At 71.6% G+C, this 7,202-nt stretch carries 7 protein-coding genes and 1 pseudogene; all 8 read right to left on the bottom strand.

What is annotated here, in order from left to right; translation table 11 throughout:
- The coding region (locus IY392_RS14530; protein ID WP_194861595.1) for an AAA family ATPase at positions 1–900 on the bottom strand (900 nt) is incomplete at its 3' end.
- Positions 901–926: 26 nt separating this feature from the next.
- Complete coding sequence (locus IY392_RS14525) at positions 927–3,647, bottom strand: HAD-IC family P-type ATPase (RefSeq protein WP_194861594.1); 2,721 nt, start codon at positions 3,645–3,647, stop codon at positions 927–929.
- An 89-nt stretch (positions 3,648–3,736) separates the two neighbouring features.
- Positions 3,737–4,027: an acylphosphatase gene (locus IY392_RS14520; RefSeq protein ID WP_107756656.1), complete on the bottom strand. Its 291-nt coding sequence runs from the start codon at positions 4,025–4,027 to the stop codon at positions 3,737–3,739.
- Entirely contained in the window at positions 4,024–4,503 is a 480-nt protein-coding gene (locus tag IY392_RS14515; protein WP_194861593.1) for an OsmC family protein, read from the bottom strand. Before IY392_RS14515 ends, IY392_RS14520 begins: the two co-directional genes overlap by 4 nt.
- A gap of 5 nt (positions 4,504–4,508) precedes the next feature.
- Positions 4,509–5,417 (bottom strand): bifunctional DNA-formamidopyrimidine glycosylase/DNA-(apurinic or apyrimidinic site) lyase, encoded by a 909-nt coding sequence (gene mutM, locus IY392_RS14510; protein WP_194861592.1) that lies wholly within the window; start codon positions 5,415–5,417, stop codon positions 4,509–4,511.
- 1 nt (position 5,418) lies between these two features.
- On the bottom strand, positions 5,419–6,117 hold the full coding sequence (rnc, locus tag IY392_RS14505; protein WP_182613338.1) for a ribonuclease III: 699 nt from the start codon (positions 6,115–6,117) through the stop codon (positions 5,419–5,421).
- Complete coding sequence (locus tag IY392_RS14500) at positions 6,114–6,704, bottom strand: DUF177 domain-containing protein (protein WP_107756659.1); 591 nt, start codon at positions 6,702–6,704, stop codon at positions 6,114–6,116. The genes rnc and IY392_RS14500 overlap by 4 nt, the downstream gene beginning before the upstream one ends.
- 24 nt (positions 6,705–6,728) lie before the next feature.
- Positions 6,729–7,202, bottom strand: a pseudogene (locus IY392_RS14495) (DivIVA domain-containing protein); the annotation flags it as partial.

The following is a 7,202-nucleotide window of genomic DNA, read 5'->3' as shown; positions in this document are numbered from 1 at the left end:
GGCCCGTTCGGCCAGCGTCGACAGGGCGAACCATCGCTGCTGGGCCGCGTCGGCCTCCGGGGAGAGCCGGTCGAGCAGGGCCTGGGTCCGCGCGACCGACGACGCGAGGTCGTCCCGCCGGTCGACCGCCGCGGCCACCTGCTCGGAGAGCCTCTCCCGGACGCTCTCCGCATCCGCCAGCTCTGCGCGCCGCGTCACCAGGTCATCTGCGGCCAGCCGGAACGTCGCGTCGCGGAGGTCGGCCTGGACGGACTGGGCCCGCCGCGCCACCTCGGCCTGGCGTCCGAGCGGTTTGAGTTGGCGGCGCAGTTCGCCCGTCAGGTCGGTCAACCGATCGAGGTTGCCCTGCATCCCGGCGAGCTTGCGCTGGGCCTTCTCCTTGCGGCGGCGGTGCTTGAGTATCCCGGCCGCCTCTTCGATGAAGGCCCTGCGCTCTTCCGGTTTGGACTCGAGGATCTCGGCGAGCTTGCCCTGGCCCACGATCACGTGCATCTCGCGCCCGATGCCCGAGTCCGAGAGCAGCTCCTGGACGTCCATCAGCCGGGCACGGTCCCCGTTGATCTCGTACTCTGCCGCGCCGTCGCGGAACATCCGGCGGGTCAAGGACACCTCGGCGTAGTCGATCGGCAGGGTGCCGTCGGAGTTGTCGAGGGTGAGCGTGACCTCCGCGCGGCCGAGCGGCGACTTGCCGGCGGTCCCGGCGAAGATCACGTCCTGCATCTTGCCGCCGCGCAGTGACTTGGCGCTGTGCTCCCCCATCACCCAGGTCAGGGCGTCCACGACGTTGGATTTGCCGGAGCCGTTGGGGCCGACGACGCAACAGATGCCGGGCTCGAACCTCAGGGTCGTGGGCGCCCCGAAGGACTTGAAGCCCTTGAGCGTCAGCGACTTGAGGTACACGGATGTCCATCCTATGGCACGGCCGGCTACCGCCCCGGAGCCGCGACTCCTGCGGCGGGGATCGCGGCCGCGCGTCGGCGGGCCGCCGGTGTCACCGCCAGTTTGTGGATCTCGGACACCGCGATGACCGTGGCGCCGACGGCCACACACAGCACCCACTCACCGGGGCTCAGCGCGCTCAGGCCCATCGGGCCGGCCAGGACCGGCCAACTCACCACCATCACCTGCAGGCAGGCGGCGACCGCCGTGGCGACCAGCAGCAGCGGGTTCGCCAGGGGGTTGAGGGTGAACACCGAGCGACGCAACGCCCGGGCGTTCATCACCTGGAAGAAGCTCGCCGCCACCAGCACCGTCAGCGCAAGTGAGCGGGCGTGGTCGGTCTCGATCCCGTCCCAGATCGCGCGCTCGTAGACCACCAGCGTCACGACGGCTATCCACACCCCGCTCAGCGCGGTCCGCCACCACATAGGGGCGTCGAGGACACCCTCACCGGGATTCCGGGGAGGCACCTCCAGTTCGTCGCCCTCGCCGGGCTCGAAGGCGAGGGCGATCACCTGTATCCCGGACGTCACCAGGTTCGCCCACAGCATCTGGACCGGCAGGAGGATCAGGGGGGAGTTGGTGAAGACGTTGACCGCGACCGCCAGCAGCGCCGCGATCGCCGTCGACAGGAGGAAGAAGGTGGCCTTGCGGATGGTCGCGAAGGTGACCCGCCCCTCCTCCACGGCGTGGACGATCGTGCTGAAGTCGTCGTCCGTGAGCACGATGTCGGAGGCCTGGCGGGCGACGTCCGTGCCCGAGCCGCCCATCGCGACCCCGATGGAGGCGACGCGGAGTGCGGGCGCGTCGTTGACGCCGTCCCCGGTCACCGCGACAACGTTGCCCATCGCCATGAGCTGGTCGACGATCCGCATCTTGTCCTGTGGCGACACCCGGGCTGCGACCGTGGCATCCGCCAGCCGGGCCCGGAGCATCGTGTCGTCCAGGGCCGCGATCTCGGCACCGGTCAAGGGGGGCGTGCCGGTGTCCAGCCCGAGCCTCCCGGCGATCGCGGCGGCCGTGACCGGATGATCTCCGGTGATCATCATCACCCGGATCCCCGCCGACCGGCAGCCGGCGATCGCCTCCTGCACGCCCGGACGTGGTGGATCGGTCATCCCCTCCAGGCCGAGGAAGGTCAGGTCCCCTGGTGCTCCCTCGAGGGTCCCGCCGGCCAGGCGCGCATCCCCGTCCCCTAGCTCCCGGCGGGCCGTGGCGATCACCCGCAGCCCCTTCGAGCCCAGTGCCTCGTTGGCGGCCAGGACGGCGGCCCGATCGATGTTCGTGGTACCCCCTGCGGTGAGCATGCTCGAGCACATCGCGGAGACCGCGTCGGGCGCACCCTTGACGTACAGCACCGGCCGACCGCCCTCGCTCCGGATCGTCTGCGAGAACCCGAGCTCGGGCTCGTACGGCATGTGCGCCACCGGGGCGGCGGCCCGTTCGATAGGCGTGACCACGCCCAGTCGCACCGCCACCGCTGCCATCGCCGCATCCACCGCGTCGCCGGTGAACCGAAGGGGGTCGTCCCGCGTCGGGACGGCCTCGTTGGTCAGCGCGCCCGCGCGCAGGGCGGCCTCCGCGACGGCACTCATCCACCCGGTGTCGGCGCCGACCCCGGTCGCGGCGTCGACGGCGATCTCCCCCTCCGTGGTCCACAGCCGTTCCACGGTGAGCAGGTTCTGTGTCAGGGTCCCGGTCTTGTCCGACCCGATCACCGTCGTGGACCCGAGGGTCTCCACCGACGGCAGGTGCCGCACGATCGCATTGCGCCGCGCCATCCGGGCCACGCCCACGCTCATCGCCACGGTGAGCACCACGGGCAGCGCCTCGGGGATCGCGGATACGACGAGAGCCACCGCGGTCCGGAACATCAGCGAGACATCGTGCCCGAGCGCGAGGCCGGCGGCGAAGACGCCCAGCGCGGAGATCCCCACGATCAGGCCGATCCACCGCTCCATGGAGTGGATGAGGGCGGTGAGCGGTGCCGCCGCCGCGGTGTCCTGGATCAGCTCGTTGATGGCCCCGAGCTCGGTACCCGCACCGGTTCCGACCACGACCCCCGTCGCACGGCCCGACGAGATGAGCGAGCCGCTGAACGCCATACCGGTCCGATCCCCGGTCGGCGCATCGGGGGCGACCGGATGCGTGTCCTTGTCCGTGGCCAGGGACTCACCTGTGAGCATCGACTCGTCGACCCTCAGGGACACCGCCTCGATCAGCCGCAGGTCGGCGGGGACGCGGTCGCCGCTGTCGAGGTGCACGAGATCACCGGGCACCAGCGCGGCCGAGTCGATGGTCTGCACCTGACCGTCCCGGCGCACGCGGGCGGTGGGTGAGGCGAGGGATTGCAGGGCCCGGACCTCTGTCTCCGCCTTGCGCTCCTGCCAGAACCCGATCGCCGCGTTGAGCACGACCGCCGCCGTGATCGCGGCGGTGTCCACCAGGTGACCCTGCGCCAGGGTGATCGCGGCGCAGAACATCAGGAACAGGACCAGGGGGCTTCGGAACTGCCGGAGCAGCACCCGCCAGGCGGCGGTCGCGTCGGTCGCCTCCAACCGGTTGGGACCGTGGCGCTCCAGACGGTGCGTCGCCTCATCGGAGGTCAGTCCCGTGGTGCCGGCGCCCACCCGGTCGAGTACGTCCGGCACCTCCAGTGCGTGCCAGGCGACGTCGGCCACGCCACCGTCTCCGGTGCCTGAGGTCATGGTCCGGTCCTCCGATCTGTCTCTCAGGTCGCGATCGGTCCACCTCCAGAATGCCCCTGCCCGGCCCGGGTCCGCGGCCGAGAACGCGTTCAGCGCTCGCGGAATCCGGACAGGTCCCCCCGGGCCCGGTCCCAGGACTCCACCACGAGCTCCACCCTGCCCGGCCCGTCTCCGCCCCGCAGCAGGTCGACGAGCTGAAGGCATGCCCGGCGGGGCCCCTCCGCCACGACGTGGACCCGTCCGTCCGGCTTGTTCGCGGCGTAGCCCACGAGCCCGAGCTCGAGTGCCCTGGAACGCGTCCACCACCGGAAACCCACGCCCTGCACCTGCCCGTGGACCCAGGCCACCAGCCGGACCGTATCGGGCGCCGGTGCGCTCACGGAGCGTCTCCGCCGGTCCGGTCGATCCCGGTGTCGAACCGCAGCCCGATCGCGGTCCCCGCGGTGAGCGTCCGGCCGACCGTGCAGGTCGCGTCGACCGAGCGACGGATCATGCCGAGCACCCGGTCGGCCATGGCCGGGTCGAGCCCGGTCAGGTCGAGTTCGTAGATCTCCTCCAGTCGCGGGTACCGCTCGGCCTCGCGGTCGGCGTCCCCGGAGACGCGGACGGTCGCGGCGTAGTCATCACCCAATCGGCGCGAGATCGTGAAATCGGAGGCCATCGCCGTGCACGCGCCGAGCGCGATCTTGAGCAGTTCCCCCGGGGTGAACACTCCCTCGACGTCCGCCGAGCCGATCTCGACCCTCGCACCTCGCGACGAATGCCCCACGTACCGCCGGGTCCCGGACCGCTCGACCCGGAGATCGGTGGCGGGCGGCGGGGGCTGAGAAGTGTCGTCCGGGTCGGTCATCGTCATGTCGGTCATCGTACGGAGCGGGTCCGCCGCGCCACAGCCCGCCGGGGCGGCCTCTGGCAGCCCGGGCAGAAGTGCGAACCGCGGTTCATGAACTCTTCCCGGACCACCGGTGTCCCGCATCGCGCGCACGGTCGTCCCGCCTGCCCGTAGACGTCGAGCGATCTGTCGAAGTACCCCGACGCGCCGTTGACGTTGACGTACAGGGCGTCGAAGGAGGTGCCCCCGGCGTCCAACGCCTCCGCCATCACCTCGCGGGCGTGGCCGAGGAGCCCGCGGACGGTGCCCAGCGTCAGCGCTCCCGCGCGCCGGCGGCCGTGGACACCGGACCGCCACAGCGCCTCGTCGGCGTAGATGTTGCCGATCCCCGACACCACGGTCTGGTCCAGCAGGAGCCTCTTGATCTCGGTGTCCCGGCGGCGGATCGCCCGCGCGGTGGCCGGCTCGTCGAAGCCGGGCTCGAAGGGGTCGGCGGCCACGTGGGCGGCCGGCGCGGGCAGGAGCACACGGGTGCCGTCGGTGGCCTCGGCCAGTGGCACGACGGTCCATCCGCCGAACGTCCGCTGGTCCACGAACCGCAGTTCCCTGCCGTCGTCGAGTCGGGCGCGGGCGTGCAGGTGTCGTACCTGCGGAGCACCGGGGTCCGTCACCAGCATCTGACCGCTCATGCCGAGGTGGACCAGCAGGCAGTCGGCCCCGACGGTGTGGTCCCCGTCCAGGGTCAGCCACAGGTACTTGCCGCGTCGGCACGCCCCGCTCACGACCCGGTCCGTCAGCCGGGCGACGATCTCCGCCGGGCCGCCGGGCTGCCGGCGGGCCGTGCGGACCCCGGTCACGTCGACGTCGAGGATCCGACGGCCCACCACGTGGGTCTCGAGGCCGCGACGCACCACCTCGACCTCGGGGAGCTCCGGCATGTCAGCCCGTGGCCCGGTCCAGGGCCGCCCAGGCCTGCTCGGCGGCCTTCTGCTCGGCTTCCTTCTTGGTCCGGCCGACGCCCTGACCCAGCGGGTCGTCGCCGACCAGGGCCACCGCGGTGAAGGTCTTGTCGTGGTCCGGTCCGGTGGAGGTGATCTCGTACCGTGCCTTGGGTCGGCCGAGCGCCGAGCACTTCTCCTGAAGACTGGTCTTCCAGTCGAGCGCCGCTCCCAGGGTGGGGACCACGCGGAGCCGCTCACCGATGATCCCCTCGACGATCCCCCTCGCCACGTCCAGACCGTGGGTCAGGTACACGGCGCCGAAGACGGCCTCCAGGGTGTCTGCCAGGATCGAGTGCTTGTCCCGTCCGCCGGTCAACTCCTCCCCCCTGCCGAGCCGTAGTAGCGCTCCCAGCCCCGTCGGGCCCAGCTCGCGGGCGATGTCGGCCAGAACGTAGGTGTTGACCAGACTGGCCCGGATCTTCGCGAGGTCACCCTCCGGGCGGTCCGGGTAGGCGGCGTAGAGATGCTCGGTCACGATGAGTTCCAGAACGGCGTCTCCGAGGAACTCGAGCCGCTCGTTATGGGGTAGCCCGCCGTGCTCGTAGGCGTACGACCTGTGGGTCAGAGCCTGTGCGGCCAGGTCCGCGGGGAGCCGCACCCCCAGGACCGCATCGAGCTCGGGGGCGGGGTCCGTCACCCGGCCCCCTCGTCGGTCCCGGGGTCCGCGAACTTCTCGGCCAGTCCGGCCCATCGCGGATCGATGCGTCCCTCGGTGTCGCCGGAGACACCGTCCGGCGCGGGGGTGTCGGGGTTGACGCAGACACTGTGGCCGTAATCCGTGCACGTGGGCGACATCGGGAACTCCAGGCCGAATGCGTCGACCAGAGCCGGTTCCAGGTCCAGCAGATCGCCGTCGAGCAGACGCACCTCGTCCTGCTCCACCCCGTCGGCGGCGGCCGTGCCCTCGGCGGCGTACATCTCCGTGAGATCCACGGAGACCTCGGTGGTGAACTCGCCGAGACACCGTGCGCACTCCACCGAGGCGCGTCCGGCGACGGAGCCGGTCACCAGGACTCCTTCCTCGACGAAAGTCAGGTCCAGGTCCAGGTCGACCTCGTCACCCTCGGGGATGCGGATCAACTCGACCCCGATCGACGACGGCAGGACCGCGGCGCGCCGGACCTGCGTCATCGCACCCGGCGACCGGGTGATGCTGCGGGTGTCGAGGACGAGGGAATCGGCGGCCGGGCGGCCTTGATGTCGGGGGCGGGAGGTGGTGGACACGCCCAGCAGACTACCCGTCGTCGGTCAGTAGTCCCCGTACCCGTCGCCGTAGTGATCGCCCTCGCGCGCCCCGCGCCGGCCGTGGGCCTCACGCCGGCCGATCGGGGCGACCCCGTGGAGTTCCTCGCGCCCGCGGGACACGGTGCGGAGGGTCGAGCCGAGGAACTCCTCGAACCGCGCCATCTTGTCGTCGATGTAGGCGTCGCATTCCTCGCGCCGACGATCGCTCTCCGCGTGCGCGGCGTCCCGGATCCGGCTGGCCTCCTCGTCGGCGATCCGGACGACCTCGGACTCCGACAGCATCCGCTGCTGCTCCTGGCGGGCCTCGGTGATGGTGCGGTCGTAGATGACGTTGGCCTGTTCCACCAGCCGGTCGGACTCGGCTCGGGCACGGGAGGTGGTCGATTCGGCTTCGCGGCGGGACCGGTCGAGCAGTTCGGCGGACTCCGCGCGGGCGTCGCCCACCAGTCCGTCGGCGTGCGCCGTGGCCTCGGCGAC

It is taken from the genome of Dietzia sp. SYD-A1 (genome assembly GCF_015356725.1).
Classification (GTDB): Bacteria; Actinomycetota; Actinomycetes; order Mycobacteriales; family Mycobacteriaceae; genus Dietzia.
Note: the sequence above shows the minus strand (reverse complement) of the source record. Positions and strands in the feature narration are given on the sequence as shown.

What these genes read in the sequence shown, in the direction of transcription:
- IY392_RS14525 (WP_194861594.1), bottom strand. Translation starts at nt 3,647, where the DNA reads ATGACCTCAGGCACCGGAGACGGTGGCGTGGCCGACGTCGCCTGGCAC.
- IY392_RS14515 (WP_194861593.1), bottom strand. Translation starts at nt 4,503, where the DNA reads ATGACGATGACCGACCCGGACGACACTTCTCAGCCCCCGCCGCCCGCC.
- mutM (WP_194861592.1), bottom strand. Translation starts at nt 5,417, where the DNA reads ATGCCGGAGCTCCCCGAGGTCGAGGTGGTGCGTCGCGGCCTCGAGACC.